This is a genomic window from Pseudomonas oryzagri (assembly GCF_020831405.1).
Lineage (GTDB): Bacteria > Pseudomonadota > Gammaproteobacteria > Pseudomonadales > Pseudomonadaceae > Geopseudomonas > Geopseudomonas oryzagri.
Map to the genome: position 1 here is coordinate 418,635 of NZ_JAJHPU010000043.1, position 25,670 is coordinate 444,304.

Sequence of the window (25,670 nt, forward strand, 5' to 3'; positions counted from 1 at the left end):
GTGATTTCTTACCTGAAGCCAGCGATCCTGCGGGAGAGAAACTTATTGCAGGCTAATAATTAGCGCGCTAATAATTAGCTCATTAATTTTCTGGAGCATCGCGCCATGGCCCATACCGATCACCGCCTGGGTGCCCACGTGGCCCTGCTGGCCCGCACCTGGCGTGCCGAACTGGATCGCCGTCTCAGCCACCTCGGACTGTCGCAGGCCCGCTGGCTGGTGCTGCTGCACCTGGCCCGGCATGCCGAGGCGCCGACGCAGAGCGAGCTGGCGCAGATGGTCGGCGTCGAATGCCCGACCCTGGCGCGCCTGCTCGACGGCCTCGAGGCGCAGCAGCTGGTGCGCCGGGTGACGGTGACGGAGGATCGCCGCGCCAAGCGCATCGAGTTGATGCCGCAGACCGCCGGCCTGATCGCCGACATCGAGGCCATCTCCAGCCAGTTGCGCGCCGAGGTGCTCGCCGGCATCGACCAGGGTGAGCTGGAGGTGTTCCAGCGGGTGCTCGGCCAGATGCTGGGCAACCTGGAGCGGCTCTGATGGGCCACGACCTCGACGCCTTGCAGGCGCGCTTCGGCGCCCGCTATCCGGCCTGGCTGCTGGCTCTGCTGATTCTTTCCACCATGACCATGGTGCTGGCCTCGACCAGCATCAACGTCGCCCTGCCGGCGATCATGGCCGACTTCGCCATCGGCCGGCCGCTGGCCCAGTGGCTGATCACCGGCTTCCTCGCCGCCATGACCTCCGGCCTGCTGCTCTCGGCCTGGGCGCAGGCGCGCTTCGGCGCGCGCCGTACCCTGCTCGGCACCTTCGCCCTGTTCCTCGCCACCTCGCTGCTGGCGCCGCTGGCGCAGACCATCTGGCAGCTGATCGCCCTGCGCATCTTCCAGGGCGCCTGCGCCGGCATCGTCCAGCCGCTGGCCATGGTGCTGATCTTCCGCGCCTTCCCCGACCGCGGCCGCGGCCTGGCGCTCGGCCTGTTCGGCCTCGGCGCGATGATGGCGCCGGCGCTGGGGCCGTCGCTGGCCGGCTACCTGGTCGATCATTTCGGCTGGAGCGCGATCTTCTGGCTGCCGGCGCCGATCTGCATCCTCAGCCTGGTGGGCGGCGCCTGGCTGCTGCCGAGCTTCCGCTCGCTGACCCCGCCGCGTCTCGACGTGCCGGGCTTCGTGCTCCTCAACCTGGCGGTGTTCGGCATTCTCGGCGGCCTGGCCGAGGCGCAGCGCTTCGGCTGGCTGGCCGCGCCGACCCTGGCGCCGGGCGGCATCGGCCTGCTCGCTCTGGCGGCCTTCCTCTGGCGCTGCAGCCGGCACGACGCGCCGCTGCTGCCGCTGCGCCTGTGGCGCAACGCCAGCTTCCGGCGCACCAGCTGGGTGGCGATGGCGCTGGGCGTCGGCCTGTTCGGCATCACCTACCTGGTGCCTTTGTACGTGCAGACCGTGCAGGGCTTCAGCGCCTCCGACGCCGGCCTGGTCCTGCTGCCCACCGGCCTGGTACTGGGCGTGGCGGTGTTCGCCGGCGGCTGGCTGAGCGATATCCTTTCGGCGCGCTGGCTGCAGGTCGGCGGGCTGGCGCTGCTCGCCCTGTCCGCCGCCGGCCAGGCATTGATGGGCGGCGCGGGGGGCTTCTGGGCGATCTGCGCATGGGCTTCGCTGGGCCGCGTCGGCCTCGGCGGCATCATGCCCGGGGTGAGTACCGCGGCGGTGCAGGACCTGCCCGCCGAGGAACTGTCGCGCGCCACCGGCGCCACCACCTTCATGCGCCAGCTCGGCGGCGCGCTGGGCATCAACCTGCTGACCTTCTTCCTCGAATGGCGCCACGAAGCCGAAGGCGGCGGCGTGGCCGGCAACGCGCTGGCCTTCCAGCAGAGCTTCTGGCTGGTGACGGCGCTGTTCGCCCTGGCGATCGTGCCCGCCTGGCGCCTGCGCAACAATCGCTGATCCTCCCGCCACGCCCTGCCGCGCGTGAAGGAACGCTAGGTCGGCGGGCGGGGCGCTATCATGGCGTTCCGCCCGTTTCCGTTCAGGACCCCGCCATGAGCACCGGCAAACCCGAAGTCGTCATCACCTACTGCACCCAGTGCCAATGGCTGCTGCGCGCTGCCTGGCTGGCCCAGGAGCTGCTCTCCACCTTCAGCGACGACCTCGGCCGGGTCAGCCTGGAGCCGGGCACCGGCGGGGTGTTCCGCATCACCTGCGACGACGTCGAGATCTGGGAGCGCAAGGCCGACGGCGGCTTCCCGGAGGCCAAGGAACTCAAGCAGCGGGTGCGCGACCGCATCGATCCGGAGCGCGATCTGGGCCACAACGACCGGCCGCGCGCCGGCTGAGCCGCAGCGCCCGGCGGCCGCCGTTCGGCAGGGCCTTTGCTATGCTGCGAAGAGGAGGTCAGTCACGGCTGTAGTTCCGGTTCGGCGCGTCGTTTGCCGACGGATTGTCATGTCGCCTTCATCACCGCCGAACCCCGAGCCAGTCTCGCTGGAGGCCGTCGATGATGTGTAATCCGTTCGCCGTGTCGGTCAGTACCCTGCCGCCTGGCGATCCGCGAGCCAGCCAGCCCATCCCCAGCGAGCCATCGTCATGCGGTTGCTGATCGTCAGCGACACCTGGATGCCGCGGGTCAGCGGCGTGGTCACCTGCCTGCGTGCGCTGATCGCCGAGCTGGAGGCGCTCGGTCACGAGGTGTGCGTGCTGTCGCCGCTGGAGTTCCATTCGCTGCCCTGTCCGGGCTATCCGGAAATCCCCCTGGTCTGGGATGTCTGGCGGGTGGCCCGCAAGATCGACGAGTTCGCCCCCGATGCCGTGCACCTGGCCACCGAAGGGCCGCTCGGCTGGGCGGCGCGCCATTGGTTGCGCCGGCGCGGCCTGGCGTTCTCCACCGCGATGCACACGCGCTTTCCCGAGTTCGTCCATGCCCGCTGGCCGGTGATCCCGCTCGGCGTCGGCTACGCCTGGATGCGCGCCTTCCACCGCTCCAGCGATGCCGTGCTGGTCAGCACCGTGCGCATGCAGGCCGAGTTCGCCGGGCAGGGCTTCGCCCACCTGGCGTTGTGGCGCAAGGGCGTCGATCTCCAGCAGTTCCGGCCGCGCCTCGAGCGGCGGGCGGGCGAGCCGGTGTTCCTCTACGTCGGCCGCCTGGCCGCGGAGAAGACCCTGGAGGACTTCCTCGACCTAGACCTGCCGGGCGAGAAGCGGGTGGTGGGCGACGGCCCGCTGCGCAGCGAGCTGGAGCGCCGCTACCCGCAAGTGCGCTTTCTCGGTTACCTGCGCGGCCCGCTGCTGACCGACGCCTACCGTGACGCCAGCGTGCTGGTCTTCCCCTCGCGCACCGACACCCTCGGCCTGGTGATGCTCGAGGCCATGGCCTGCGGCACGCCGGTGGCGGCCTTCCCGGTCTGCGGGCCGCTCGACGTGCTGCGCCAGGGCGTCAGCGGGGTGATGGACGAGGATCTGCGCCGCGCCTGCCTGCAAGCCCTGCGCCTGGATCGCCAGCTGTGCGCCGCCGAGGCGCGGCGCCAGTCGTGGCGGGTCTCGGCGCTGGAGTTCCTGGCCCGCCAGCCGCGTCTGGATGGCGCGCCCTGCGTGTCCGCCGAGCAGCTGCGCGCCGAGCGTGCCGCGCCCTGAGCGGGCCGTAGCCTCATCCCTCCTGCTTGAGCGTCGCCCACTCCAGGCCGAAGCGGGCCAGGTACTTGCGCAGGCGGTCGGCGTCGTTGCTGCTGGCCTTCTGCTGGCGCGACACGCCGAACAGCCGGCGGCCGGCCTCGGACAGCGAGGTGCACTGACGGGCGACGGCGACGACCTGCTCCAGTTGCAGACGGTCGAACAGATCGAGCTGCTCGGCCGGGGCGCCCAGCAGATCGTCCAGCGGCCCGTCCCGGCGCGCCTCCTGCCAGTCGTGGCGCAGGCGGGCGAGTTCCTCCTCGACGCCGGCCAGACCGATGCGCCCGACCTCGGCCAGGGTCGCCATGCGCGTGACCGAGGCCGACAGCTCGCGGAAGTTGCCCGGCCAGCGCGCCTCGCCGGAAGTGGCGAAGGCCAGCCAGGCCTGGCGAGCCTCGCTGGTGAAGCGCACCCGCTGGCCGTTCTCGCGCGCGAAGCGCTCCAGCTCGAATTCGAGGTTGGGCTCGATGTCCTCGCGGCGCTCGGCGAGGCCGGGCAGCGTGAAGGTCCACAGGTTGATGCGCGCGTAGAGATCCTCGCGAAAGCGCCCCTCGGCCACCCACTGGCGCAGGTCGCGCACCGTGCCGGCGATCAGCTGGAAGTCGCTCGCCACCTCGCGGTCGCTGCCCAGCGGAAAGAAGCGCTTCTCCTCGATGGCCTTGAGCAACATGGCCTGCTCGTCGAGGCCGAGTTCGCCGATCTCGTCGAGGAACAGCAGGCCGCCGTCGGCGCTTTTCAGCAGGCCGGCGCGCTCGTGCTGCGCGCCGGTGAAGGCGCCCCTGGCGTGGCCGAACAGCGCCGACATGGCGCCGTCGCCGCGCAGGGTGGCGCAGTTGAGCTCGACGAAGCGCCCGGCGAGGCGCTGACGGCTCTTCTTCAGCTCGAAGATGCGCCGGGCGAGGAACGACTTGCCGGCGCCGGTCGGCCCGCACAGCAGGATCGGCGCCTTCGAGCGCACCGCGACCTGTTCGATCTGCTCGATCATGCGGTTGAAGCGCGGGTTGCGGGTGGCGATGCCGGACTTGAGGAAGGACACCGTGCGCTCGTGCTCCACCGCGAAGCGGCTGGCGATGCGGTCGTAGCGCGACAGGTCGAGGTCGATAAGGGTGTGGCTGCCGGCGCCCTCATCGCCATCGCGCTTGCGCGGCGGCGAGGTCTGTACCAGCCGCGCCGGCAGGTAGTGGGCCTCGGCCAGCAGGAACCAGCAGATCTGCGCGACGTGGGTGCCGGTGGTGATGTGGATCAGGTAGTCCTCCGCCTCGGGAGCGAAGGGGTAGCCCGCGGCGAAGTCGTGCAGCGTGGCGTAGACCTCCTCGAAGTCCCAGGGATCGCGCAGGTCGATCTCCACGCCGCGGACTTCGGTTTCCGGCGACACCTGGGCGATGTCCTGCCGCAGGCGTTCGAACAGGCTGCGGCTGCGCGCGTCGTGGAGCAGTTCGAGGCGGTCGATCAGCAGGTCCGGCTGCTGGCACAGGCCGATGGTCGGGCGCCACTTCTCCCAGCGGCGCTGGCCGCGCCCGGCGAAATCCAGCACGGTGCCGACGAAGCCGAAGGCGACGGTCTTGCGCATCCTGTCTATCCCAAAAGATAAATGACGAGATAAGCATATCGGATTTTCGGCGCAGCCGACCTGCGCGGCGTTGCGTTTGTTGCGCGGGATTTTTGATAAATCCTTACAAATCAATGTCTTGTATTTTTTATAGAGAGGTGGGGCAGGCCTGGCATGCCAGCTGCAATACCTGGGTGCCAGGGCCAAGCGGCCAGGCGCAGGCGAGCCGGCGCGGCCGGGAGGAGCAATGGACAGTGGCAAGCAGAAACGCGCGCGCATCATGGCGCGCCGCCGGCAACGGCGCGAAAGGGCGGCGCTGGTGGCTGCGGGTTGCGACAGCTCCAGCGGCGGGCTGCCGGTCGACGAGCATCTGCTGTCCTGGGCCGGCTACCACAGCTACGGCGTACCGGACTTCGTGATGCGCGGCCGCTACGTCGACCGGCCGTTCCGCTGCCGCGACTGCGGCAGCCAGGAGGTCTGGACCGCGGCGCAGCAGAAATGGTGGTACGAGACGGCCCACGGCAGTCTGTACACCACCGCGGTACGCTGCCGGGCCTGCCGCCAGGCGCGTCGGGACAATTGTATGAATACCCGCGCGGCGGCCTGGCTTGGCCCGCGATCTACTGTGGGGGCGAATTCATTCGCCAACGCGGCCCGGTCAGGCGAATGAATTCGCCCCTACAGGAGGGGACCGCCGGGCTCCCTGCGATTGCCCAGCCGGACCGCCGCAAGCGAAGCGAAAAGTCGCCCGCCCGGCCCACGGCCTGATCGAATCGAATACATGGAAAAAGAGAAAAACGATGAGTAGCCACGACACCCTCGCCGTCACCGACGGCGCCCCGATCAAGCTGTGGACCCGCGGCGTGCCGGTGGAGGACGAGGCGCGCGAGCAGTTGCTGAAGACCGCGCGCATGCCCTTCATCTACAAGCACCTGGCGGTGATGCCGGACGTGCACCTGGGCAAGGGCTCGACCATCGGCAGCGTGATCCCCACCGTCGGCGCGATCATCCCGGCGGCGGTCGGGGTGGACATCGGCTGCGGCATGATGGCGGCGCGTACCAGCCTGGTGGCCGCCGACCTGCCGGACAACCTGGCCGGGCTGCGCAGCGCCATCGAAGCGGCGGTACCGCACGGTCGCACCGCCGGGCGCCGCGATCTGGGCTCCTGGGAAACGCCGCCGGCGGCGGTGGACGCCATGTGGGGCGAGCTGCACGAGGGCTTCAAGCGCATCACCGACAAGTACCCACGGCTGAAGAACACCAACAACCACAAGCACCTGGGCACCCTGGGCACCGGCAACCACTTCATCGAGGTGTGCCTGGACGAGGTCGACCGGGTGTGGTTCATGCTCCACTCGGGCTCGCGCGGGGTCGGCAATGCCATCGGCAACCTGTTCATCGAACTGGCCCAGGCCGACATGCGCCAGCACATCGCCAACCTGCCGCACCGCGATCTGGCCTACTTCGAGGAAGGCAGCGCGCACTACGACGACTACGTCGAGGCGGTCGGCTGGGCCCAGGACTACGCGCGGCGCAACCGCGGGGTGATGATGCACAGCGTGGTCGCCGCGGCGCGCCGGGTGATCGCCAAGCCGTTCACCGCCGACGTGGAGGCGGTCAACTGCCACCACAACTACGTGCAGAAGGAGACCCACTTCGGCCGCGAGGTGCTGGTGACCCGCAAGGGCGCGGTGGCGGCGCACAAGGGCCAGCTGGGCATCATTCCCGGCTCGATGGGCGCCAAGAGCTTCATCGTCCGCGGCCTGGGCAACGAGGAGGCGTTCTGCTCCTGCAGCCATGGCGCCGGTCGCACCATGAGCCGGACCCAGGCGAAGAAGCGCTTCAGCGTCGCCGACCAGGTGCGCGCCACCGCCCACGTCGAGTGCCGCAAGGACGCCGAGGTGATCGACGAGATCCCCATGGCCTACAAGGACATCGACGCGGTGATGGCGGCCCAGGCCGATCTGGTCGAGGTGGTGCACACCCTGCGTCAGGTGGTGTGCGTGAAGGGATGAACGAGGAGGTATCGGAAATGGAGTTCCCCTATGCCCACCCGGTGGGCGATGCGGTGCGCGCACGCGTGCTCGCCGAACTGGCCGAAGTGGAGCGCCGCCACCAGGTGCGCGTGCTGTTCGCCTGCGAATCCGGCAGTCGCGGCTGGGGCTTCGCCTCGCCGGACAGCGACTACGACGTGCGCTTTCTCTACGTGCACCGGCCCGAGTGGTACCTGCGGGTTGAGGCGCAGGCGGATGTCATCGAGCGGCCGCTGGACGACGAGCTGGACATCTCCGGCTGGGAACTGCGCAAGGCCCTGCGGCTGATGCAGCGTTCCAACCCGACGCTGTTCGAGTGGCTGGATTCGCCGCTGGTCTACCGCGAGGATGCGATGGTCGCCGCCCGTCTGCGGGCGCTGGCGCCGGCGTTCTACTCCGACTGCAAGGGCCGCTGGCACTACCTGTCGATGGCGCGCAAGAACTACGCCCGCCATCTGGAGGGCGAACAGGTACGGCTGAAGAAATACCTGTACGTGCTGCGCCCGCTGCTGGCGGTACGCTGGCTGGACGCCGGGCGCGGCATGCCGCCGATGCGCTTCGCCGATCTGGCCGCGGCGACCGTGGACGATCTGGCGCTGGCCGCCGAGATCCGCGCCTTGCTGGAGCAGAAGATGGTGGCGGGCGAGGCCGAATATGGGGCGCGTTTCCCGCATATCCATGCTTTCATCGAGGAGGCGCTGGCGGCGGAGCCGGTGGTGGGGGATTTCCGCCAGCCGACGGGCGAGCCGGTCGTGTTGGACCGGCTGCTCTACCGGACGGTATGCGAGGAGGAAGCGGCATGAAGACTCGCCAGACGGGGCCGATCGTGCTCGATGGCGCCGAAGGCGGCGGCCAGCTGCTGCGCACGGCGCTGAGCCTGTCGATGCTCACCGGCACGCCCTTTCGCATCGAGCGCATCCGCGGCGGGCGCAGCCGGCCGGGGATGCTGCGCCAGCACCTGACCGCGGTGCAGGCCGCCGCCGCGGTGTGTGGCGCCACTGTCGAAGGCGCGGTGCTGGGCTCGCTGGCGCTGAGCTTTCGTCCCGGCCCGATTCGCGGCGGCGACTACCGCTTCGCCATCGGCAGCGCCGGCAGCTGCATCCTGGTGCTGCAGACCGTGCTGCCGGCGCTGTGGTTCGCCGACGGCCCGGCCACCGTGACGGTGAGCGGCGGCACCCACAACCAGGCGGCGCCGCCGGCAGATTTTCTGATCCGCAGCTGGCAGCCGCTGCTGGCGCGCATGGGCGTGCGCCAGCGCCTGGAGCTGCGCCGCCACGGCTTCTATCCGGCCGGCGGCGGCGAGCTGCTGGCTACGGTGGAGCCCTGCGCCGGGCTGACGCCGCTGGAACTGCCCGGGCGCGGCGAACTGCGCCGGCTGCGGGCCGAGGCCCTGGTTGCCGGGCTGCCGGCGGGGATCGCCTGGCGCGAGCTGCAGCGGGTCCGGCAGCTGCTCGCCGACGCCGATATCCAGCCCCGCGAGCTGCCGCGTGAGCAAGGGCCGGGCAACGTGCTGATGATCGAGGTCGCCGGCGACGCGGTGTGCGAGCTGTTCACCGGCTTCGGCGCCAAGGGCGTGAGCGCCGAAAGCGTGGCCGAGCGCACCGTCGCCGAGGTCGAGCGCTACCTGCACAGCGGCGCGGCGGTCGGCGAGCACCTGGCCGACCAGTTGCTGTTGCCGCTGGCGCTGGCCGGTGGTGGCGCCTTCACCACCACCCACGTTTCCGATCACCTGCACAGCAATGCCGCGGTGATCGAGCGCTTCCTCGCCGTCGAGGTGCGGTTCGAGCCGCAGGAGACGCGGGTGCTGGTGCGCGTGCGGCCTAGTGGTCTGTTTGGTTAGTTCAGTCAGTCAATTTCGGCGCCCATGGCTCCGATACTGCGTTGCCACTCCTCGCCATAGCCCTGCTATGACTCGTCGCGGCGCCTTGTCGCGGAACCATTAGTTGGTTGAGTAAAGGGTCATCCGAACTTGAGTTAACCAACTAACCGCACAGGCCACTAGCGCCCCAGCCGCGCGCTGAGGAAGGTCGCCAGCACGATCAGCGCGCCGCCGCCGAGGGGGCGCAGGCCGGGCACCTCGGCGAACAGCAGCCAGGCGAAGCCGATGCCGTAGACCGGTTCCATGGCGAACACCACCGCCGCGGTGCGCGCCTTGAGCACGCGCAGGCTGGAGACGAACAGGCTGTGGGCGAGGCCGGTGCACAGCACGCCGAGCAGGCCCAGCCACAGCCAGTCCAGCGGCGCCATCGCCGGCAGCTGCGGCGCGGCCAGCGGCAGCAGGCACAGGGCGATGGTCAGGTTCTGCCACAGCGCCGCCTGTACCGGGCTGATGCCGCGCGCGCTGACCCGGTTGGTGAGCGACAGCAGGGCGAACAGCAGGCCGGACAGCACTGCCCACAGCAGACCCTGGGTGGCCTCTCCGGCCAGCTCGAATTGCGGGGTGACCAGCAACAGGCCCAGGCACACCAGACCGACCACGGCGAACTCGCCGGCGTGCAGGCGCTCGCGGAACAGCAGGCCTTCGAGCAGCAGGGTGAAGGCCGGGAAGCTGGCGAAGCCGAGGGTGGCGATGGCCACGCCGCCGACCTTCACCGCCTGGAAGAAGGTCAGCCAGTGCGCGCCGAGCAGCAGGCCGCCCAGCACCAGCAGGCCGAGCTGGCGCAGGCCGGGGCGGGCATGCGCGCCGTTGCGGGCGAGCGCGGCGAACAGGCCGAGGGCGACCACGGCGAAGGCGGCGCGGCCGGCGGTGATCAGCAGCGGCGCGGCGGCGGCCAGCTTGCCGAGCACGCCGGTCAGGCCGAACAGCAGGGCGCCGAGGTGCAGGGCGAGCAGGGCGTTGCGCGGGCCCATGGACGGCGCATCCGGGCTGGCGGAGTGCGGCAGGGCGGGAGTGGTGGACTTCACGGCGGGACTTCCTGGCAGGATCGGGCGCAGTCTAGGCGCTCCGGCCCTGCCTGTCTGTCGCGCGCCTCGCGGCTTTTGTCGCGCTACTCGCCCCGTCGGCGCAGCTCGCGCGGAGTCGCGCCGAACTCGCGGGCCAGGGCGGCGGTGAAGGCGCTCTGCGAGCTGTAGCCGACCCGCGCGGCGATCTCGCCGACGCCGAGGGCGCTGTCCAGCAGCCACTGGCGGCCCTGGCGCAGGCGCCGGCGGCGCACGTAGTCCATCGGCGTCTGCCCGGTGGCGGCGAGGAAGCGGTCGTGGAAGCGTGCCACCGACAGGCCGCTGAGCCGCGCCAGGTCCGCCACCTGCAGCGGGCTGGCCAGGTGGCGGTCGATGTGCGCGTCCAGCGCCGCCAGCGGCAGGCCGACCGGCTCGGCGGGCGCGGTCGGGACGGCCAGGCTGGCCAGCAGCAGGCGGGCGGAATGTTCGGCGACCAGCGCATCGGCGAGCGCCGTGCTGGCGATCCAGCCGACCAGCTGGCTGTGCGCCGGCGCGAGGTCGTGCTGGCCGGGCTTCTCCAGCAGGCGGCGGCCGGCGTCGTAGTGCGCGCCCAGGCTGTCCTGCAGCCAGTCCTCGCTCGGCACGTCGAGCACCAGGCACTGGCTGCCATGGCGGCTGGCGCAGGCGTGGTGTTCCTCGGGCGGCACTATGGTCAGTCCCTGGCGCTCGATGCGGGTGGTCTGCCCGCCGACCGCCAGCTCCAGGCAGCCGGACAGGCCGAACACCAGCTGCACGTGGGCGTGGCTGTGGGCCAGCAGCTCTTCGCGGTAGTGGCGCAGGGTGAGGATCGGGGACATGACGAACTCCATGACGAGGCCGCCAGTTTACCCGCCGGGCATCGCCTGTCATCGCCCTGCCGTCGTGCTGTCATGGCGGTTAAACGGGGAGATCGCAGCATCGAGGCAAAACCGCCGGAGGCCGTCGATGACCAGTGCCCAACCGCTGCCGCTGAAACGCAAACTGCACGTACGAACCCTGTGGATCTCCGACGTGCACCTGGGGACCCGCGACTGCCAGGCCGAACGCCTGGATGCCTTTCTCAAGCGCTACCGACCCGAGCGGGTGTACCTGGTCGGCGACATCATCGACGGCTGGAAGCTGCGCAGCGGCGTGTACTGGCCGCAGAGCCACACCAACGTGATCCGCCGGCTGATCAACATGAGCCGGCGCGGCACCGAGGTGATCTACGTCACCGGCAACCACGACGAGTGCCTGCGCCGCTACGCCGACCTGGTGCTCGGCAACATCCGCCTGGTCGACGAGGCCGAGCACCTGACCGCCGACGGCCGCCGCCTGCTGGTGCTGCACGGCGACCAGTTCGACGTGATCACCCGCTACCACCGCTGGCTGGCCTTCCTCGGCGACTCCGCCTACGAGTTCACCCTGACCCTCAACCGCTGGCTCAACCACTGGCGCCAGCGCTGGGGCTACGGCTACTGGTCGCTGTCGGCCTGGCTCAAGCACAAGGTCAAGGGCGCGGTCAGCTACATCAGCGAATTCGAGGACGCGCTGGCCCATGAGTGCACCCGGCGCGGTTTCCAGGGCGTGGTCTGCGGCCATATCCACCACGCCGAGATCCGCCGCATCGGCGCCGTCGAGTACCTCAACTGCGGCGACTGGGTGGAATCCTGCTCGGCGCTGATCGAGCACGCCGACGGGCATATCGAGCTATATCGGCTGGCCGCCGAACGGCAGGTCAAATTGTTGCCCGCTGCCCCCGTCAGCGAGCCCGCCACGGAGGTGCAGGCATGAGACTCTTGATCGTCAGCGACGCCTGGGCGCCGCAGGTCAATGGCGTGGTCACCAGCCTGGTCGCGCTGGTCGAGGAGCTGGAGCGCCTCGGCCACCAGGTCGGCGTGCTGTCGCCGCAGGACTTCCGCACCCTGCCATGCCCGGGCTACGCGGCCATCCCGCTGGCCTGGGACGTCTGGAAGATGGCGGAGAAGATCCGCGACTTCGCCCCGGATGCCGTGCACCTGGCCACCGAGGGACCGCTCGGCTGGGCGGCGCGGCGCTGGCTGCGCCGCGAGGGGCTGGCGTTCTCCACCGCCATCCACACGCGCTTTCCCGAATACGTGACCGGCCGCTGGCCGTGGCTGCCGCTGAACTGGGGCTACGCCTGGCTGCGCGCCTTCCACCGGCCGAGCCGGGCGGTGCTGGTCAGTACCGAGCGCCTGCAGGACGAGTTCGCCGGCCGCGGTTTCCCGCGTCTGGCGCTGTGGCGCAAGGGCGTCGACCTGCGCCAGTTCCAGCCGCGCCTGGAGCCGGGGGAGGGCATGCCGCTGTTCCTGTATGCCGGGCGGCTGGCGCCGGAGAAGAACCTCGAAGCTTTCCTCGATCTCGACCTGCCGGGCAGCAAGGAGGTGGTCGGCGACGGCCCGCTGCGCGAGGAGTTGCAGCGGCGCTACCCGCAGGTGCGCTTCCACGGCTACCTGCCGACCGACGAGCTGGCCGCCGCCTACCGGCGGGCCAGCGCGCTGGTGTTTCCCTCGCGCACCGACACCCTCGGCCTGGTGATGCTCGAGGCGCTGGCCAGCGGCACGCCGGTGGCGGCCTTCCCGGTGCCCGGCCCGCTCGACGTGCTGCGCCAGGGCGTCAGCGGGGTGATGGACGAGGACCTGGAGCGCGCCTGCCTGGGCGCCCTCGAACTGGACCGCGGCACCTGCGCCGCCGAGGCCCGTCGCCTGTCGTGGCAGGCCTCGGCGCTGGAGTTCCTCGCCCACCAGCCGCGCCTGGACGGCGCGCCCATCTGGCGCTGAGCCCGCCGCGCCGGATCGCGCGCGGCATCCCCTGACGCCGGTCGCCCTGGCCGGCCCGCGGGCCGCCGGGGCGCAGTCGCGTCGCCGCCAGCACACCGCCGCAGCGGGCCGGGCCGCCGACTGGCGACCCGGGCCCGGCGACTTGTCGCCGCCGCGCGCCGTGCCTGGCGGCCAATTCCTGTCCCCCCAGGGCGGGGTGGCGAAAATCCCGCCGCCCAGGTGGCGGAAGTCCGCCGCAAACGCCCGGCGGATGCCCGCACGAGCCTCTCAATGCGTTGATTTACAAGGGTTTTTACTGTCTTTTGGCGGCTGGCACAGGGCTTGCTTTAGGCAGATTGCCCTCTCGCGAGGGCCAAACAATAAGCCCCCGGGGTGGGGTCAACGCATAGGTGATGATCGACCACAGGGAACAGGTCGGTTCTGCCCGAGAGGAACAACCAATGTCTCGCCAACCGCTGTACAAGAGCCTGTATGTCCAGGTGCTGGTCGCGATCGCCATCGGCGTTGCGCTGGGCCACTTCTATCCGGAAACCGGCGCGGCGATGAAGCCGCTGGGTGACGGGTTCGTCAAGCTGATCAAGATGGCCATCGCGCCGATCATCTTCTGTACCGTGGTCAGTGGCATCGCCGGCATGCAGGACATGAAGGCGGTGGGCAAGACCGGCGGCATCGCCCTGCTGTACTTCGAGATCGTCTCCACCCTGGCGCTGGTCATCGGCCTGGTGGTGGTCAACGTGGTCAAGCCCGGCGTCGGCATGCACGTCGATCCGGCCACCCTGGATGCCAGCAGCATCGCCGCCTATGCCAAGGCCGGTGCCGAGCAGAGCACCGTCGGCTTCCTGATGAACGTCATCCCCAACACCGTGGTCGGCGCCTTCGCCGAGGGCAACATCCTCCAGGTGCTGTTCTTCGCCATCCTGTTCGCCTTCGCCCTGCAGCGCATGGGCAAGCTCGGCAAGCCGGTGCTGGAGTTCATCGACGGCATCGCCCACGTGATGTTCGGCATCATCGGCGTGATCATGAAGCTCGCCCCCATCGGTGCCTTCGGCGCCATGGCCTTCACCATCGGCAAGTACGGCGTCGACTCGCTGGTGCAGCTCGGCCAGCTGATGCTGTGCTTCTACATCACCTGCGTGTTCTTCGTGCTGATGGTGCTGGGCGCCATCGCCCGCGCCAACGGCTTCAGCATCCTGCGCTTCATCAACTACATCCGCGAAGAGCTGCTGATCGTGCTGGGCACCTCCTCCTCGGAGTCGGCCCTGCCGCGCATGCTGAACAAGATGGAGAAGCTCGGTTGCCACAAGTCGGTGGTCGGCCTGGTGATCCCCACCGGCTACTCCTTCAACCTCGACGGCACCTCGATCTACCTGACCATGGCCGCGGTGTTCATCGCCCAGGCCACCGACACCCCGATGGACCTGACCCAGCAGCTGACCCTGCTGGCCGTGCTGCTGATCTCCTCCAAGGGCGCCGCCGGCGTCACCGGCAGCGGCTTCATCGTTCTCGCCGCCACCCTGTCGGCGGTCGGCGGCCTGCCGGTGGCTGGTCTGGCGCTGATCCTCGGCATCGACCGCTTCATGTCCGAAGCCCGCGCGCTGACCAACCTGATCGGCAACGGCGTGGCCAGCGTGGTGGTGGCCAAGTGGTGCGGCCAGCTGGACAACGAGCAGCTGCAGCGCGAACTGGCCACCCCGAGCCGCGGCGCGGTGGAGCTGCCGCTGGCGGCCGAGCCGGCGGCTACGGCTGACGCAGCTCGCCGCTGAACACCAGCGTCTCCCTGCAGCGCCGGCACAGGTAACGGCGCCCCCGCAGCACCAGCGCATGGCGCTGCGGGGTGAACGGAAACTCCCCCTCCGGACACCGACAGCGGTACACATAGTGCCGCTGTCGGCGTTTCACTTCGTAGGTATGGCAGCGCTCGGCCGGCAGGCCGTAGACCTTGCCCATGATCTGCTGCCACTCGCCGCCGTGCGGGCGGATGCCCGAACCGAACAACTGATGGGCGACCAGATGGGCCACCTCGTGGGCCACGGTCTGGCGCAGGAAGTGTTCGCGATTCTCCCGATACAGCTGGGCGTTGAAGCGCAGGCGGTTCTCCGTCAGATGGGCGACGCCGGCCTTGAGGCCGCGCAGGCGCAGGCTGACCTTTGGGCGGGGAAAGCGGCGGGCGAAGAAGGCTTCGGCCTGCTGGTAGCAGGCCTCGACGCGGGCGAGCAGCTGGTCGGGCATGGACGGATCGGGGGAGGGGGAAAGGGCGATTATGCCAGCGGCCTGCGGCACAAACAGCAGGGCCGCCCGCAGGCGGCCCAGGTATTTTTGGTCCGAGATTGTTTTACGCTCGACCGGACCTACGCCATCTATTCGTTCAACTGGCTATTCGTTCAACTCGAGTACACGGGGCCGATGCCGAAGCCCCACAGCACCACCGAAATGGCCATCATCGCCACCAGCACCACCAGTCCCACCGCCAGCACCGAGCTGGAGAACATGAAGCCTTCCTCTTTGGGAATGTTCATGAAGGTGGGAATGCCGACGTACAGCAGGTAGGCCGTGTAGCACACCGCCGCCGTTCCCACCGCCATGGCCAGCCACAGGTTGGGATACAGGGCCGCCAGGCCGCCGATGAACAGGGGCGTGGCGCAGTAGGCGGCGAACACGATCGAGTCGGTCAGGCTGGGCTTGGCGTCGTAGGTGCGCGACATCCAGTGGATGAAGGCGCCCATGGCAGCGATGCCGGCCAGCATGGCCAGGTAGGACAGCACGGTCATCTGCAGCGCGCTCGACTCGGTGAGGCGAACCGCCTCGCCGCCGGCGACCGACCAGCCGACCCGGGTGGTGCCGATGTAGGCGGATACCACGGGAATCGCCGCCAGGATGAGTACGTGGCTCAGATACATATGGCTGATGGTTTCTTTATCGCCACGAATCTCTTGCCATTCTTGATCAGGATGGGTGAAGAGCCCCCAGACGTGGTGAATCATGATAGGACACCTCTTCTTCGTTATATGCGAATCGACCCCAATTAGGCTTAGGCGCCGGAGGCACGTGATCCAGTGCCTTCCGGTGCCAGATCGCTCTCTGCGACCTTATGACGCAGTATAGGTGTCGGCGTCTCGCCTGCTCGTCGGAAGAGTAGAGCGATTCGCTCCCTCAGGCCGGCTTGTAATAACGATCGAGAATTTCCATGGCCTTGTTGATCGACTGCAGGCGCGTGGTGCTGCCGCCGCGGTCGGGGTGGTGCTGGCTGACCAGTTGGCGGTAGCGCAGGCGGATGGCGGAGTAGTCGGCGCGCGCGTCGAGGCCGAACAATTCCAGCGCGGCTTCGCGCTCCTCGCCGCCGTGCATGCGCGTCCAGAAGCTCTGCAGCAGGTGCACGACGTCCGCCTCGGTGGTGTCGCGCAGGCGCGCCTCGTCGAGGTAGTAGGCGCGCAGCGGATCGTGCTCGCCGAGCGCCTGCGGGCCGTCCTGGTAGGGCAGCAGGCGGATCAGCAGCGGGTTGATCTCCAGGTGCGCGCTGCGCTCGCCCCACAGGCGGTCGCGCAGGCGGTAGAGGGCGTTGAACAGCAGGAAGTGGGTGCGGAACAGCACCAGCTTGTCGGTCAGTGGCAGCTGGGGCAGGTGGGTGCAGTGCGCCTCGCGCAGACGGCGGATGAGCTGGTGCTCGCTGAGGCCGTCGGGCACCCGGCGCAGCAGGGCGAGCAGTTGTTCCATCAGGTCGATGGCGGGATCGTAGCTGGTATTCATGGCCGGCAAGCCTAGCACGGGGGTTTGCGGCGAGCCCGAACAGCGGCGGAAGGCGTGAACCGCCTCGCAAGGGCAGGACGACGGTCGTTGCGCCAGGGCAATGCGCTCTTTTGTAGGGGCGAATTTATTCGCCGAGGGGTGCGAAGCGCCCCAGGAGCCATCAAGGGCAGGCCGTTGGCCTGCTCGGCGAATGAATTCGCCCCTACAGGCGGACGTTGGCGCCCGTACCTCGGGCATTGCGGCGATGGGGCTGGGGTGTGCGGCCATTTGTGCGTAAAATGACCGCCTTTTTCGCACTTCCCTTTCCGCAACTCCTTTTTCTCAAATCCCCCGGACTCCACATCACCATGGGCACCCTTTCGGTCAACCAGAACAAGCTGCAGAAGCGCATTCGCCGCCTGGCCGGCGAAGCCGTCACCGACTTCAACATGATCGAGGACGGCGACAAGGTCATGGTCTGCCTGTCCGGCGGCAAGGACAGCTACACCATGCTCGACGTGCTGCTCTATTTGCAGAAGGTCGCGCCGATCAAGTTCGAGGTCGTGGCGGTGAACATGGACCAGAAGCAGCCGGGCTTCCCCGAGCACGTGCTGCCCGAGTACCTGAAGTCGATCGGCGTCGAGTACCACATCATCGAGAAGGACACCTACTCGGTGGTCAAGGAGAAGATCCCGGAAGGCAAGACCACCTGCTCGCTGTGCTCGCGCCTGCGCCGCGGCACCCTGTACACCTTCGCCGACCAGATCGGCGCGACCAAGATGGCCCTCGGCCATCACCGCGACGACATCCTCGAGACCTTCTTCCTCAACATGTTCTACGGCGGCACCCTCAAGGCCATGCCGCCCAAGCTGCTCTCCGACGACGGCCGCAACGTGGTGATCCGCCCGCTGGCCTACTGCAACGAGGCGGACATCGAGGCCTACGCGAAGATCCAGGAATTCCCGATCATCCCCTGCAACCTGTGCGGCTCGCAGGAGAACCTGCAACGCCAGGTGGTCAAGGAGATGCTCCAGGAGTGGGAGCGCAAGAGCCCGGGCCGCACCGAGATCATGTTCCGCGCCCTGCAGAACGTGGTGCCCTCGCAGCTGGCCGACCGCAACCTGTTCGACTTCAAGAGCCTGAAGATCGACGACGAGGCGACGCCGCGCTTCCTCGACGTGATGAGTCTGTGACCCCCGACCGGCTGCCCAGTGCAGCCGGTTTCACATCTGCCGCATGATCAGCTCGACCACCTCGCGCCCCTCGACGAACTGCTCCTGGACCAGGCGCTGCACATCGTCTTCGCTGCTTACCCGATACCAGGTGCCGGCGGGGTAGACGCTGAGGGTCGGCCCCTGATCGCAGGGGAACTGGCACTGGGTGCGGGTGAGGTGCACGCCGCCTTCGCACTCCAGCCTGCCGGCCGCCTTCAGCCGCTCGCGCAGCGTTTTCCACAGCGGCAGGGCGCCGCGCCGGATGCAGCGCGGACCGTTGCACAGCAGCACGCGGTAGTGATGCTGGGGAATGCACGACCAGGCATGCGCCGCCGGCAGCGCCGGCACCTCCACGCAACCCAGATGGCGCTCGGGCTGTTCGATCAGGGCGCAGACGGCATCGAGCTGGCCGGCATCGCTGCTGGCGACGAACAGCCGGTCGGCCACCCCCTCGCCGATGGCCTGCAGCTCGCTGCGCAGCCAGTCCAGGTACGGGCTGCTGGCGTTGGGGTCGAGATCGACCAGCAGCAGAGGTAGCTCGCCGGCGGCGATGCAGTCGCGCACGCGTTGCCAGAGCCCGGCGTAGCCTTCGGTGGTATCGACGATATCGGCCAGCGCCGCCGCGCCGCGCAGGGCCGAAAGCTCGCGCTGGAACAGTTCGGCGAAGCTGCCGCGGGCCAGGTCGGGGCCGACGAACAGCACGCGGGCGTAGGGCGAAGTGGACATGGCGGTACCTGCTGGCGGCAAAGGGCCGGCAGTCTACCCGAGAGCGCCGGGCAGGGCTTGCAGCGCCTGCCAGAGTTCCTCGACGGCGGCGAACTCGCAGTCCACCGCCGGCAGTGGCGGGCGCGCCAGGACCAGCACCGGCAGACCGCGCTCGCGGGCCACCTGCAGCTTGGCCTCGGTGGCGCCGCCGCCGCTGTTCTTGCTGATCAGCACGTCGAAATCCTCCGCCGCGAACAGTGCGCGCTCGGCCTCCAGGCCGAACGGTCCGCGGGCGGCGATCACCCTGGCCCGCGCGTTGCCCGGATGCTCGTCGAGCACCCGCACGGTCCAGAACTGCCCGGCGGGGATGGCGTCGAGGTGGGCCAGCGGCTCGCGGCCGAGCGTGAAGAACGGCCGGCGGAAAGCCGCCAGCGCGTTGCTCAGCTCGTTCCAGCCGGCCACCTCGCGCCAGTCGTCGCCGGCGCCGGCCTGCCAGCCGGGACGGCGCAGCGCCCAGCAGGGAATGCCGGCGAGCTGTGCGGCCTGGGCCGCGTTGGCGCTGATCCGCGCCGCGTAGGGGTGGGTGACGTCGAGCAGCAGGTCGATGCCTTGCTCGTCGATGAAGCGCGCCAAGCCCTCGGCGCCGCCGAAGCCGCCGACCCGCACCCGGCAGGCCAGATCCTGCGGCACCTTGCCCAGCCCGGCCAGGCTGTAGACGTGTGCGGGGCCGAGGCGCCGGGCGATGGCCAGGGCGTCGCCGACGCCGCCGAGCAGCAGGATGCGCCGGCTCACGGCTTGCGCACTTGCAGCAGGGTGATCGGCAGGGCGCTGCGCCAGGTGTCGAAGGCGCCGAGCGGCTGCGCCTGGGCCACGGCGATGCGGGTCAGCTCGCCGCCGTGTTCCTCGCGCCAGGCCACCAGCGCCGCCTCGCTCTGCAGGGTCACCGCGTTGGCGATCAGCCGGCCGCCGGGCTTGAGCGCCTGCCAGCACTGTTCCAGCACGCCGGGCACGGTCACCCCGCCGCCGATGAAGACCGCATCCGGTCGCTCCAGCCCGTCCAGTGCCTCGGGTGCGGCGCCGGCCACCAGCTGCAGGCCGGGCACGCCGAGGGCGTCGCGGTTGTGGGCGATCAGTTGCTGGCGGCCGGCATCCGCCTCGATGGCGATGGCCCGGCAGCTGGGGTGGGCGCGCAGCCACTCGATGCCGATCGAGCCGCAGCCGGCGCCGACGTCCCAGAGCAGTTCGCCCGGCGTCGGCGCCAGGCGGGCCAGGGTGATGGCGCGCACGTCGCGCTTGGTCAGCTGGCCGTCGTGGCGGTAGGCGTCGTCCGGCAGGCCGCAGGTCAGCGGCAGGCGGCGGGCGTCGGCACCGGCGACGCACTCCACCGCCAGCAGGTTGAGGTCGGCGACCTGCTCGACCGCCCAGCTTTCCGCCAGGCCGTCGATGCGCCGCTCCAGCGCGCCGCCCAGGTGCTCCAGCACGCTCAGCCGGCTGGGGCCGAAGCCGCGCTCGCGCAGCAGGGCGGCGATGGCGGCGGGGCTGGCGCCGTCGTTGCAGAGGATCAGCAGGCGCTGGCCGGCATGGATGTGCAGGTTGAGCGCCGCCAGCGGGCGGGCCACCACCGACAGCACGGTGGTCTCCTGCAGCGGCCAGCCGAGGCGCGCGGCGGCCAGGGAGCAGGAGGAGGGCGCCGGCAGCACGCGCAGCTCGTCCGCCGCCACCTGGCGCGCCAGGCTGGCGCCGACGCCGAACAGCATGGGATCGCCGCTGGCCAGCACGCACACCGGCGTGCCGCGCCGCTCCAGCACCGGCGCCAGGCTGAACGGGCTCGGCCAGCTGTGCCGCGTGGCGCGGATCTCCGCCGGCAGCAGCTCCAGCTGGCGCGGTGCGCCGACTATCTGCTCGGCCGCCAGCAGGGCGCGGCGCGCCGCCTCGCCGAGTCCCGCATAGCCGTCCTCACCGATGCCCACCACCGTCAGCCAGGCTGTCATGCACGTCTCCTCGTTGCCCGTTGCCGACGGACAGGCTTGGCCTGGCGCCGGAAAAAGCGGGCATAATAGCGCCTTCGTCGGTGCCTGATGGGCTTGCCCATCGGCCTAAGAGGGAACACGGACCAACCGTGGCTGCCCCCGCAACTGTAAGCAGCGAGTCGCTCCGCACACGCGCCACTGAGCAATCGGGAAGGCCGCGGATCGATGCCGACCTGCCAGCCAGGAGACCTGCCGACGACGCAGTCGCGAGTGCCAACATCGGGCGGGGTGTACCGATGCCAAGGAATCCCTTCGTGCGGATTCCGCTGGTTCGGTCGCCGCGTCGTTCGTTGCCGGTGACCGCGTGCCGCCCGATTCTTCCATTCCCGTTCCGTTTTCCCCCCGGCCCTCCGCCTGCCCGGGGCTGTGGCGCATCGTCTCCGCGCTGGACGGAGGCATCTGCCGGGTCAAGCTGCCCGGCGGCCAGCTGTCCAGCGCCCAGGCGCGCGCCGTGGCCGCCGCCGCGCGCACCTGCGCCAGCGGCGTGCTGGAGTTGACCAACCGCAGCAACCTGCAGCTGCGCGGCGTGCGCGTCGAGCGTCAGGCCGAGCTGGTGGGCGGCCTGCTGGCCGCCGGCCTCGGCCCGCGCCGCGCGGAAGCCGACGATGTGCGCAACCTGCTGCTCAGCCCCGCCGCCGGTCGCGACCGCGCGGCCCAGCTCGACGTGCGCCCGCTGGCCGGGCAACTGCTCGACCTGCTGGAGGACACCCCCGACTTCCATCGCCTGTCCGCCAAGTTCGCCCTGCAGCTGGACGGCGGCGAGGCGCTGGCCATGCTCGACCATCCCCACGACCTCTGGCTCGCCGCCTGGCCCGGCGGCACGCGGATCGCCTTCGGTCTGGCCGGCGGCGCCCGGCGCCAGGCGCTGGCCAGCGTCGAACCGGCGCAGGTGCCGCAGCTGGTGGAAACGCTGCTGCGCCTGTTCCTCGAACTGGCCGGCGCGCACACGCGCATGCGCGAGCTGCTGGCCGAGCTGCCGGTGGCGGAGTTCCTCGACCGCCTGCAGGCGCGCCTGCCGTTCGCCCTGGAGCGCGCGGTGCCGGCGCTGCCGCTGGCCGACACGGCCGCCGCGCCGCTGGGCGTCTACGTCCAGGCGCAGCCGGGACTGACCATGCTGCTGGCCGGCGCGCCGCTGGGCCGCGTGGACGCCGCGCAGCTCGACGCTCTCGCCGAGCTGGCCGAGCGCGAAGGCAGCGGCGAGCTGCGCCTGACTCCCTGGCAGGGCGTGCTGCTGCCGGATATCCCCGTGGCCCGGATGGCCGCGGTGGCCGACGCCTTGGGCGAGATCGGCCTGCTGCTGGACGCCCGCGCGCCGCTGGCCCGCCTGCTCGCCTGCAGCGGCAGCAGCGGCTGCGTCAAGGCCCACGCCGACACCAAGGCCGACGCCCGCCGCCTGGCCGCGCGGCTGGGCGAGCACGGGCCGGCGCAGGTGCACCTGAGCGGCTGCCCGCGCTCCTGCGCGGCCGCCCACGTCGCCCCCTACACCCTGCTGGCCCAGCCCGGCGGGCGCTACCACCTCTATCGACGCGAGCAGGGACTGGCCGGATTCGGCCGCCTGCTCGCGCCGTCCCTCGACATCGACCAAGCCGGCGACTGGCTCGCCGCACTGCCCCCCTCAGGAGCTCCCGCATGATCGACTACATCCGCGACGGGCAGGAAATCTACCGCCAGTCCTTCGCCACCATTCGCGCCGAGGCCGACCTGTCGGCCATCCCGGCGGACCTGGAAAAGCTCGCCGTCCGCCTGATCCACGCCTGCGGCATGGTCGACGTGGTGCAGGACCTGCGTTTCTCAAAGGGCGCCGGCGCCGCCGGCCGCGCCGCGCTGGCCGCCGGCGCGCCGATCCTCTGCGACGCGCGGATGGTCGCCGAGGGCATCACCCGCGCGCGCCTGCCGGCCCACAACGAGGTGATCTGCACCCTCAACCAGCCCGACGTGCCGCAGCTGGCCCGCGAACTGGGCAACACCCGCTCGGCGGTGGCCCTGGAGCACTGGCGCGAGCGCCTGGAAGGCAGCGTGGTGGTGATCGGCAACGCGCCGACCGCGCTGTTCTACCTGCTGGAAATGCTCGACGCCGGCGCGCCCAAGCCGGCGCTGATCCTCGGCATGCCGGTGGGCTTTATCGGCGCCGCGGAATCCAAAGAGATGCTCGCCGCCGACAGCCGCGGCGTGCCCTACGTCATCGTGCGCGGTCGTCGCGGCGGCAGCGCCATGGCCGCCGCGGCGGTCAACGCCCTGGCCACGGAGGTGGAATGATGCGCAAGGGACGTTTGCTCGGCCTGGGCGTCGGCCCCGGCGACCCCGAGCTGATCACCCTCAAGGCCCTGCGCCTGCTGCAGTCCGCGCCGGTGGTCGGCTACTTCGTAGCCAAGGCCAAGGCCAGCAAGGGCCAGGGCGGCAACGCCTTCGGCATCATCGCGGAGCACCTCGCCGACGCCCAGCAGCGCCTGCCGCTGGTCTACCCGGTGACCACCGAGAAGCTGGCGCCGCCGCTGTCCTACGAGGATGTGATCGCCGACTTCTACGACACCTGCGCGGCGCAGATCGCCGGGCACCTGGACGCCGGCCGCGACGTGGCGGTGATCTGCGAGGGCGACCCGTTCTTCTACGGCTCCTACATGTACCTGCACGACCGCCTGGCCGCCCACTACGAGGTCGAAGTGGTCCCCGGCGTGTGCTCGATGCTCGGCTGCGCCTCGGTGCTCGGCACCCCGCTGGTGTACCGCAACCAGAGCCTGTCGGTGCTCTCCGGCGTGCTGCCCGAAGAGGAACTGAAACGCCGCCTGCAGGACGCCGAGGCCGCCGTGGTGATGAAGCTCGGCCGCAATTTCGACAAGGTGCGCCGGGTGCTCCAGCAGCTCGGCCTCGACCGCCGCGCCCACTACGTCGAGCGGGCGACCATGGACAACCAGCGCATCGTGCCGCTGGACGAGGTCGACCCGCTGTCCTCGCCGTACTTCTCGATGATCCTGGTGCCCGGGGAGAAGTGGCGTGGCTGAACGCGGGCCGCGCCGGTCGAGGGCGCGAATCGCTGCCCGCCGCACGGGCGAATTCATTCGCCCGTGCGAGCAATCCCGCCAGCACGGCCACCGCTGCTTTTCTGTAGGGGCGAATTCATTCGCCCACGCGCAACACCGCCCGTACCGCCGCCGCTGCCTATCTGTAGGGGCGAATTCATTCGCCTATGGGCACCACCGCCAGCCCGGCCACCGCTGCCTTACCTGTAGGGGCGAATTCATTCGCCTCTATAAAGCCTCGGGCCAATGACCCGGCCCCGGCCGCTCATCGAATAGGAAACACCCCATGTCCAAATCCCCGGCCATCGTCATCCTCGGCCCCTCCGCGCTGGCCACCGCTCGACGCCTGCAGGACCTCTATCCGCAGGCCGCGATCCACGGCCTGCGCGCGCGGATCGACGACGTCGAGCAGCCCTACGACGACTTCGGCGCCACCCTGCGTGCGCTCTACCGGGACGGCACGCCGATCATCGCCCTGTGTGCCGCCGGCATCGTCATCCGCAGCTTGGCGCCGCTGCTCGCCGAGAAGGGCGCCGAGCCGCCGGTGCTGGCGGTGGCCGAGGACGGCAGCGCCGTGGTGCCGCTGCTCGGCGGCCTGGCCGGGGTGAACGTGCTGGCCCGCGAGATCGCCGCGCTGCTCGCGGTGGCGCCGGCGATCACCACCAGCGGCGAGCTGCGCTTCGGCACCTGCGTGCTCAACCCGCCGCCCGGCTACGTGCTGGCCGACCTGGAGCAGGGCAAGCGGCTGGTCAGCGATCTGCTCGGCGGCCAGCCGGTGCGCGTCGAGGGCGAGGCGCCCTGGCTGGACGCGGCGCGCCTGCCGCTGGACGAAGCAGCCGAGCGGCGCATCCGCATCAGCCCGCAGCGCCAGGGCGGCGCCGACGAACTGCTGATCCACCCGCGCCTGGTGCTGGCCCGCTGCAGCGCGGAAGAGGGCGATCTGCCCGCCGCCGTGCGCGCCGCGCTGCAGCGCGTGGATCTGGCCGAGGCGGCGCTGGCCGCCGTGCTGGCCGATCCGGCCGACCTCGGCAATGCGCGCCTGGCCGCCGCGGCGGCCGAGCTGGGCGTGCCGCTGCGCTTCTTCCCTGCCGACGCCGCGCTGCCGCCGGCCTGCTTCGAGGCGCCGGGCCTCAGCCTGCACCTCGCCGACAGTCCCGCCCAGGCCGCCGCCATCGGCCAGCCGCGCGGTCGGCTCAGCGTGGTCGGCCTCGGCCCCGGCGCCAGTGAGCTGATGGCCCCGGCCGTGCGCCACGCGCTGGATACGGCCGAGGACGTGCTCGGCTACGACACCTACGTCAACATGGCCGGCCCGTTCCGCGCCGATCAGGTGCTGCACGGCAGCGACAACCGCGAGGAACTGCAGCGCGCCGCCCACGCCTTCGAACTGGCCGCGCAGGGACGCCGGGTGGTCATGGTCTCCTCCGGCGACCCCGGCGTGTTCGCCATGGCCGCCGCGGTGCTCGAAGCGCTGGAAGCCTCCAGCGACCCGCGCTGGCACGCCGTGGAGTTGGAAGTGCTGCCCGGCATCTCCGCCGCCCTGGCCACCGCCGCCAAGGCCGGCGCGCCGCTCGGACACGACTTCTGCCTGCTGTCGCTGTCGGACAATCTCAAACCCTGGACGGTGATCGAGAAACGCCTCGACCACGCCGCCGCCGCCGATCTGGCCATGGCCTTCTACAACCCGATCTCCAAGGCCCGCCCCTGGCAACTCGGCCGCGCGCTGGACATCGTCCGCCAGCACCGCACCCCGCAAACCCTGGTGGTCCTCGGCCGCGACATCGGCCGCCCGGCCGAAAGCCTGCGCGTGCTGACCCTCGGCGAGCTGAGTCCGGAGTTGGTGGACATGCGCACCCTGGTGATCATCGGCTCCAGCCAGACCCGCCGTTTCCCCCGCGCCGGGGGCGGGGAGTGGGTGTATACGCCGCGGTGGTATCCGCAGGAGGGGTGAGGGTGAGGCCCGGTTGCTAGGTGGTGGTGCGACGGGCGCCTTATCGCAGGGAGAGCATCCGATCGGATGCTCCGGGCTTGGCGCCTGCGAGCGTTA

The 25,670-nt window shown here is 70.4% G+C and carries 25 protein-coding genes and 1 riboswitch; of the genes, 16 read left to right on the top strand and 9 right to left on the bottom strand.

Annotated features, from left to right (window positions below; all coding sequences use genetic code 11):
* Nucleotides 1-105: 105 nt before the first annotated feature.
* The 4 genes from LMJ29_RS18540 (at nucleotide 106) to LMJ29_RS18555 (ending at nucleotide 3,620) form a co-directional block, all read left to right on the top strand.
* Entirely contained in the window at nucleotides 106-537 is a 432-nt protein-coding gene (locus LMJ29_RS18540) for a MarR family transcriptional regulator (RefSeq protein WP_229606999.1), read from the top strand.
* The gene (locus tag LMJ29_RS18545) at nucleotides 537-1,937 is read left to right on the top strand and encodes a DHA2 family efflux MFS transporter permease subunit (RefSeq protein WP_229607000.1); all 1,401 of its coding nucleotides are present in this window, start codon (nucleotides 537-539) and stop codon (nucleotides 1,935-1,937) included. The genes LMJ29_RS18540 and LMJ29_RS18545 overlap by 1 nt, the downstream gene beginning before the upstream one ends.
* 95 nt (nucleotides 1,938-2,032) lie before the next feature.
* Nucleotides 2,033-2,326, top strand: coding sequence for a SelT/SelW/SelH family protein (locus LMJ29_RS18550; RefSeq protein ID WP_229607001.1), 294 nt, complete (start codon nucleotides 2,033-2,035; stop codon nucleotides 2,324-2,326).
* Nucleotides 2,327-2,576: 250 nt separating this feature from the next.
* Nucleotides 2,577-3,620: a glycosyltransferase family 4 protein gene (locus LMJ29_RS18555; RefSeq protein WP_229607002.1), complete on the top strand. Its 1,044-nt coding sequence runs from the start codon at nucleotides 2,577-2,579 to the stop codon at nucleotides 3,618-3,620.
* A gap of 13 nt (nucleotides 3,621-3,633) precedes the next feature.
* Here LMJ29_RS18555 and rtcR read toward each other — a convergent pair whose 3' ends face one another.
* Complete coding sequence (gene rtcR, locus LMJ29_RS18560) at nucleotides 3,634-5,226, bottom strand: RNA repair transcriptional activator RtcR (protein WP_229607003.1); 1,593 nt, start codon at nucleotides 5,224-5,226, stop codon at nucleotides 3,634-3,636.
* A 226-nt stretch (nucleotides 5,227-5,452) separates the two neighbouring features.
* Here rtcR and LMJ29_RS18565 point away from each other — a divergent pair, with 226 nt between their 5' ends.
* The 4 genes from LMJ29_RS18565 to rtcA all read left to right on the top strand — a co-directional run bounded on the left by LMJ29_RS18565 (nucleotide 5,453) and on the right by rtcA (nucleotide 9,078).
* A complete protein-coding gene (locus LMJ29_RS18565; protein WP_229607004.1) occupies nucleotides 5,453-5,875 on the top strand; it encodes a zinc-ribbon domain containing protein in 423 nt (140 codons plus the stop codon).
* A gap of 130 nt (nucleotides 5,876-6,005) precedes the next feature.
* Nucleotides 6,006-7,220 carry an RtcB family protein gene (locus LMJ29_RS18570; RefSeq protein WP_229607005.1) on the top strand — a complete coding sequence of 405 codons (1,215 nt, stop codon included), beginning with the start codon at nucleotides 6,006-6,008 and terminating at the stop codon, nucleotides 7,218-7,220.
* A gap of 17 nt (nucleotides 7,221-7,237) precedes the next feature.
* A complete protein-coding gene (locus LMJ29_RS18575; protein ID WP_229607006.1) occupies nucleotides 7,238-8,041 on the top strand; it encodes a nucleotidyltransferase domain-containing protein in 804 nt (267 codons plus the stop codon).
* Nucleotides 8,038-9,078 carry an RNA 3'-terminal phosphate cyclase gene (rtcA, locus tag LMJ29_RS18580; protein WP_229607007.1) on the top strand — a complete coding sequence of 347 codons (1,041 nt, stop codon included), beginning with the start codon at nucleotides 8,038-8,040 and terminating at the stop codon, nucleotides 9,076-9,078. The genes LMJ29_RS18575 and rtcA overlap by 4 nt, the downstream gene beginning before the upstream one ends.
* A gap of 158 nt (nucleotides 9,079-9,236) precedes the next feature.
* Here the strand turns inward: rtcA and LMJ29_RS18585 are convergent, their stop codons facing one another.
* Entirely contained in the window at nucleotides 9,237-10,088 is an 852-nt protein-coding gene (locus LMJ29_RS18585; protein ID WP_229607234.1) for a DMT family transporter, read from the bottom strand.
* 137 nt (nucleotides 10,089-10,225) lie between these two features.
* The gene (locus tag LMJ29_RS18590) at nucleotides 10,226-10,975 is read right to left on the bottom strand and encodes a helix-turn-helix transcriptional regulator (protein WP_229607008.1); all 750 of its coding nucleotides are present in this window, start codon (nucleotides 10,973-10,975) and stop codon (nucleotides 10,226-10,228) included.
* 127 nt (nucleotides 10,976-11,102) lie between these two features.
* Between LMJ29_RS18590 and LMJ29_RS18595 the strand changes: the two genes are divergently transcribed.
* The 3 genes from LMJ29_RS18595 to LMJ29_RS18605 all read left to right on the top strand — a co-directional run bounded on the left by LMJ29_RS18595 (nucleotide 11,103) and on the right by LMJ29_RS18605 (nucleotide 14,700).
* Nucleotides 11,103-11,930 carry a UDP-2,3-diacylglucosamine diphosphatase gene (locus LMJ29_RS18595; RefSeq protein ID WP_229607009.1) on the top strand — a complete coding sequence of 276 codons (828 nt, stop codon included), beginning with the start codon at nucleotides 11,103-11,105 and terminating at the stop codon, nucleotides 11,928-11,930.
* Nucleotides 11,927-12,937, top strand: a complete 1,011-nt coding sequence (locus tag LMJ29_RS18600) for a glycosyltransferase family 4 protein (RefSeq protein WP_229607010.1) — start codon at nucleotides 11,927-11,929, stop codon at nucleotides 12,935-12,937. Before LMJ29_RS18595 ends, LMJ29_RS18600 begins: the two co-directional genes overlap by 4 nt.
* 440 nt (nucleotides 12,938-13,377) lie before the next feature.
* On the top strand, nucleotides 13,378-14,700 hold the full coding sequence (locus LMJ29_RS18605; RefSeq protein ID WP_229607011.1) for a dicarboxylate/amino acid:cation symporter: 1,323 nt from the start codon (nucleotides 13,378-13,380) through the stop codon (nucleotides 14,698-14,700).
* Here the strand turns inward: LMJ29_RS18605 and LMJ29_RS18610 are convergent.
* The 3 genes from LMJ29_RS18610 to LMJ29_RS18620 form a co-directional block, all read right to left on the bottom strand.
* Nucleotides 14,675-15,166, bottom strand: a complete 492-nt coding sequence (locus tag LMJ29_RS18610; protein WP_229607012.1) for a SprT family zinc-dependent metalloprotease — start codon at nucleotides 15,164-15,166, stop codon at nucleotides 14,675-14,677. The two genes, LMJ29_RS18605 and LMJ29_RS18610, sit on opposite strands and share 26 nt — an antisense overlap.
* Before the next feature lie 152 nt (nucleotides 15,167-15,318).
* Complete coding sequence (locus tag LMJ29_RS18615; protein ID WP_229607013.1) at nucleotides 15,319-15,918, bottom strand: Yip1 family protein; 600 nt, start codon at nucleotides 15,916-15,918, stop codon at nucleotides 15,319-15,321.
* Between the two features lie 169 nt (nucleotides 15,919-16,087).
* Nucleotides 16,088-16,681 (bottom strand): DNA-J related domain-containing protein, encoded by a 594-nt coding sequence (locus LMJ29_RS18620; protein WP_229607014.1) that lies wholly within the window; start codon nucleotides 16,679-16,681, stop codon nucleotides 16,088-16,090.
* 347 nt (nucleotides 16,682-17,028) lie between these two features.
* Here LMJ29_RS18620 and ttcA point away from each other — a divergent pair, with 347 nt between their 5' ends.
* Nucleotides 17,029-17,853, top strand: a complete 825-nt coding sequence (gene ttcA, locus LMJ29_RS18625) for a tRNA 2-thiocytidine(32) synthetase TtcA (RefSeq protein WP_229607015.1) — start codon at nucleotides 17,029-17,031, stop codon at nucleotides 17,851-17,853.
* A 30-nt stretch (nucleotides 17,854-17,883) separates the two neighbouring features.
* Here ttcA and LMJ29_RS18630 read toward each other — a convergent pair whose 3' ends face one another.
* Genes LMJ29_RS18630 through cbiE form a run of 3 tightly spaced genes read right to left on the bottom strand, consistent with a single transcriptional unit; the run spans nucleotide 17,884 to nucleotide 20,570 of the window.
* A complete protein-coding gene (locus LMJ29_RS18630; RefSeq protein WP_229607016.1) occupies nucleotides 17,884-18,600 on the bottom strand; it encodes a (2Fe-2S) ferredoxin domain-containing protein in 717 nt (238 codons plus the stop codon).
* A 33-nt stretch (nucleotides 18,601-18,633) separates the two neighbouring features.
* Nucleotides 18,634-19,371: a cobalt-precorrin-6A reductase gene (locus LMJ29_RS18635; RefSeq protein WP_229607017.1), complete on the bottom strand. Its 738-nt coding sequence runs from the start codon at nucleotides 19,369-19,371 to the stop codon at nucleotides 18,634-18,636.
* Nucleotides 19,368-20,570: a precorrin-6y C5,15-methyltransferase (decarboxylating) subunit CbiE gene (cbiE, locus tag LMJ29_RS18640; RefSeq protein ID WP_229607018.1), complete on the bottom strand. Its 1,203-nt coding sequence runs from the start codon at nucleotides 20,568-20,570 to the stop codon at nucleotides 19,368-19,370. Before cbiE ends, LMJ29_RS18635 begins: the two co-directional genes overlap by 4 nt.
* Nucleotides 20,571-20,631: 61 nt before the next feature.
* Nucleotides 20,632-20,820: riboswitch (cobalamin riboswitch) on the top strand.
* A 93-nt stretch (nucleotides 20,821-20,913) separates the two neighbouring features.
* Between cbiE and cobG the strand changes: the two genes are divergently transcribed.
* The 4 genes from cobG (at nucleotide 20,914) to cobJ (ending at nucleotide 25,574) form a co-directional block, all read left to right on the top strand.
* Nucleotides 20,914-22,242: a precorrin-3B synthase gene (cobG, locus tag LMJ29_RS18645; protein WP_229607019.1), complete on the top strand. Its 1,329-nt coding sequence runs from the start codon at nucleotides 20,914-20,916 to the stop codon at nucleotides 22,240-22,242.
* Nucleotides 22,239-22,865 (top strand): precorrin-8X methylmutase, encoded by a 627-nt coding sequence (locus tag LMJ29_RS18650; protein ID WP_229607020.1) that lies wholly within the window; start codon nucleotides 22,239-22,241, stop codon nucleotides 22,863-22,865. Before cobG ends, LMJ29_RS18650 begins: the two co-directional genes overlap by 4 nt.
* Entirely contained in the window at nucleotides 22,865-23,608 is a 744-nt protein-coding gene (locus tag LMJ29_RS18655; protein WP_377655790.1) for a precorrin-2 C(20)-methyltransferase, read from the top strand. The genes LMJ29_RS18650 and LMJ29_RS18655 overlap by 1 nt, the downstream gene beginning before the upstream one ends.
* Nucleotides 23,609-23,912: 304 nt before the next feature.
* A complete protein-coding gene (gene cobJ, locus LMJ29_RS18660) occupies nucleotides 23,913-25,574 on the top strand; it encodes a precorrin-3B C(17)-methyltransferase (protein ID WP_229607022.1) in 1,662 nt (553 codons plus the stop codon).
* The last annotated feature ends 96 nt before the right edge of the window (nucleotides 25,575-25,670 follow it).

What these genes read in the sequence shown, in the direction of transcription:
- LMJ29_RS18570 (WP_229607005.1), top strand. Translation starts at nt 6,006, where the DNA reads ATGAGTAGCCACGACACCCTCGCCGTCACCGACGGCGCCCCGATCAAG.
- LMJ29_RS18545 (WP_229607000.1), top strand. Translation starts at nt 537, where the DNA reads ATGGGCCACGACCTCGACGCCTTGCAGGCGCGCTTCGGCGCCCGCTAT.
- LMJ29_RS18650 (WP_229607020.1), top strand. Translation starts at nt 22,239, where the DNA reads ATGATCGACTACATCCGCGACGGGCAGGAAATCTACCGCCAGTCCTTC.
- LMJ29_RS18630 (WP_229607016.1), bottom strand. Translation starts at nt 18,600, where the DNA reads ATGTCCACTTCGCCCTACGCCCGCGTGCTGTTCGTCGGCCCCGACCTG.
- LMJ29_RS18575 (WP_229607006.1), top strand. Translation starts at nt 7,238, where the DNA reads ATGGAGTTCCCCTATGCCCACCCGGTGGGCGATGCGGTGCGCGCACGC.
- LMJ29_RS18595 (WP_229607009.1), top strand. Translation starts at nt 11,103, where the DNA reads ATGACCAGTGCCCAACCGCTGCCGCTGAAACGCAAACTGCACGTACGA.
- LMJ29_RS18550 (WP_229607001.1), top strand. Translation starts at nt 2,033, where the DNA reads ATGAGCACCGGCAAACCCGAAGTCGTCATCACCTACTGCACCCAGTGC.
- ttcA (WP_229607015.1), top strand. Translation starts at nt 17,029, where the DNA reads ATGGGCACCCTTTCGGTCAACCAGAACAAGCTGCAGAAGCGCATTCGC.
- LMJ29_RS18555 (WP_229607002.1), top strand. Translation starts at nt 2,577, where the DNA reads ATGCGGTTGCTGATCGTCAGCGACACCTGGATGCCGCGGGTCAGCGGC.
- rtcR (WP_229607003.1), bottom strand. Translation starts at nt 5,226, where the DNA reads ATGCGCAAGACCGTCGCCTTCGGCTTCGTCGGCACCGTGCTGGATTTC.
- LMJ29_RS18655 (WP_377655790.1), top strand. Translation starts at nt 22,865, where the DNA reads ATGCGCAAGGGACGTTTGCTCGGCCTGGGCGTCGGCCCCGGCGACCCC.
- LMJ29_RS18610 (WP_229607012.1), bottom strand. Translation starts at nt 15,166, where the DNA reads ATGCCCGACCAGCTGCTCGCCCGCGTCGAGGCCTGCTACCAGCAGGCC.
- LMJ29_RS18565 (WP_229607004.1), top strand. Translation starts at nt 5,453, where the DNA reads ATGGACAGTGGCAAGCAGAAACGCGCGCGCATCATGGCGCGCCGCCGG.
- LMJ29_RS18620 (WP_229607014.1), bottom strand. Translation starts at nt 16,681, where the DNA reads ATGAATACCAGCTACGATCCCGCCATCGACCTGATGGAACAACTGCTC.
- LMJ29_RS18540 (WP_229606999.1), top strand. Translation starts at nt 106, where the DNA reads ATGGCCCATACCGATCACCGCCTGGGTGCCCACGTGGCCCTGCTGGCC.
- LMJ29_RS18585 (WP_229607234.1), bottom strand. Translation starts at nt 10,088, where the DNA reads ATGGGCCCGCGCAACGCCCTGCTCGCCCTGCACCTCGGCGCCCTGCTG.
- LMJ29_RS18590 (WP_229607008.1), bottom strand. Translation starts at nt 10,975, where the DNA reads ATGTCCCCGATCCTCACCCTGCGCCACTACCGCGAAGAGCTGCTGGCC.
- cbiE (WP_229607018.1), bottom strand. Translation starts at nt 20,570, where the DNA reads ATGACAGCCTGGCTGACGGTGGTGGGCATCGGTGAGGACGGCTATGCG.
- LMJ29_RS18605 (WP_229607011.1), top strand. Translation starts at nt 13,378, where the DNA reads ATGTCTCGCCAACCGCTGTACAAGAGCCTGTATGTCCAGGTGCTGGTC.
- LMJ29_RS18600 (WP_229607010.1), top strand. Translation starts at nt 11,927, where the DNA reads ATGAGACTCTTGATCGTCAGCGACGCCTGGGCGCCGCAGGTCAATGGC.
- rtcA (WP_229607007.1), top strand. Translation starts at nt 8,038, where the DNA reads ATGAAGACTCGCCAGACGGGGCCGATCGTGCTCGATGGCGCCGAAGGC.
- LMJ29_RS18615 (WP_229607013.1), bottom strand. Translation starts at nt 15,918, where the DNA reads ATGATTCACCACGTCTGGGGGCTCTTCACCCATCCTGATCAAGAATGG.
- cobJ (WP_229607022.1), top strand. Translation starts at nt 23,913, where the DNA reads ATGTCCAAATCCCCGGCCATCGTCATCCTCGGCCCCTCCGCGCTGGCC.